General features: G+C 64.8%; 1 protein-coding gene and 1 pseudogene. Both read left to right on the top strand.

All coding sequences use genetic code 11. From position 1 onward, the window contains the following. Positions 1–1,314: FAD-binding protein (locus K309_RS0134950; RefSeq protein ID WP_029050481.1), on the top strand; the 1,314-nt coding region annotated here is incomplete at its 5' end. Between the two features lie 34 nt (positions 1,315–1,348). Continuing rightward, positions 1,349–1,428: pseudogene (sdhB, locus tag K309_RS41400) on the top strand (succinate dehydrogenase iron-sulfur subunit); the annotation flags it as partial.

The following is a 1,428-nucleotide window of genomic DNA, read 5'->3' as shown; positions in this document are numbered from 1 at the left end:
CAGCGCAACGTGCGCGCCAAGACCCACTTCTTCGTCGAATGGATGGCGCTGGACCTGATCCGCGACCAGGATGGCGACGTGCTGGGCGTGACCGCGCTGGAAATGGAAACCGGCGAGGTCTACATCCTCGAGGCCAAGACCACGCTGTTCGCGACCGGCGGTGCCGGCCGCATCTATGCCGCTTCCACCAACGCCTTCATCAACACCGGTGACGGCCTGGGCATGGCCGCGCGCGCCGGCGTGCCGCTGGAAGACATGGAGTTCTGGCAGTTCCACCCGACCGGCGTGGCCGGCGCGGGCGTGCTGATCACCGAAGGCGTGCGCGGCGAAGGCGGTATCCTGCGCAACAAGGACGGCGAGCGCTTCATGGAGCGCTATGCGCCGACGCTGAAGGACCTGGCGCCGCGTGACTTCGTCTCGCGCTCGATGGACCAGGAGATCAAGGAAGGCCGCGGCTGCGGCCCGAACGGCGACTACGTGCTGCTCGACCTGACCCACGTCGGTGCCGAGACCATCATGAAGCGCCTGCCGTCGATCCGCGAAATCGGCATGAAGTTCGCCAACGTCGACGCGATCAAGGAACCGATCCCGGTGGTCCCGACCATCCACTACCAGATGGGCGGCATCCCGACCAACTACCACGGCCAGGTCGTGGTGCCGAAGAACGGCAACCCGAACGAAATCGTGAACGGTTTCTACGCGATCGGCGAATGCTCGTGCGTGTCGGTGCACGGCGCCAACCGCCTGGGCACCAACTCGCTGCTGGATCTGGTGGTGTTCGGCCGTGCCGCCGGCAACCACATCGTCGCGCAGAACCTGAAGCAGAAGGAACACAAGCCGCTGCCGGCCGACGCCGCCGACCGCGCGCTGTCGCGCCTGGCCAAGCTGCAGAACTCGTCGTCGGGTGAGTACACCCAGGACGTGGCCAACGACATCCGCCGCAACATGCAGTCGCATGCCGGCGTGTTCCGTACGCAGAAGCTGATGGACGAAGGCGTCGAGCGCATCCTGGAAGTGTCCGAGCGCGCCGACAACATCCACCTGAAGGACAAGTCCAAGGTCTTCAACACCGCGCTGGTGGAAGCCCTGGAAGTGGCCAACCTGGTGGAAGTGGCCAAGGCCACCATGATCTCGGCGGCGGCCCGCAAGGAATCGCGCGGCGCCCACGCGCACAGCGACTTCCCCAACCGCGACGACGAGAACTGGCTCAAGCACACGCTGTTCTACAGCGAAGGCAACCGCCTCGACTACAAGCCGGTGAAGATGCAGCCGCTGACGGCTGAAAGCGTGCCGCCGAAGGCCCGTACCTTCTGAGCACCGCATCGTAGAGAAAACAGGACCCACAGAAATGAAGCGTATTTTCGAAGTCTACCGCTACGATCCGGACAAGGATGCGGCGCCGCGCATGCAGACCTACGAGGTCGAGCT

The organism is Cupriavidus phytohabitans (assembly GCF_000426345.1).
Lineage (GTDB): Bacteria > Pseudomonadota > Gammaproteobacteria > Burkholderiales > Burkholderiaceae > Cupriavidus.
Note: the sequence above shows the minus strand (reverse complement) of the source record. Positions and strands in the feature narration are given on the sequence as shown.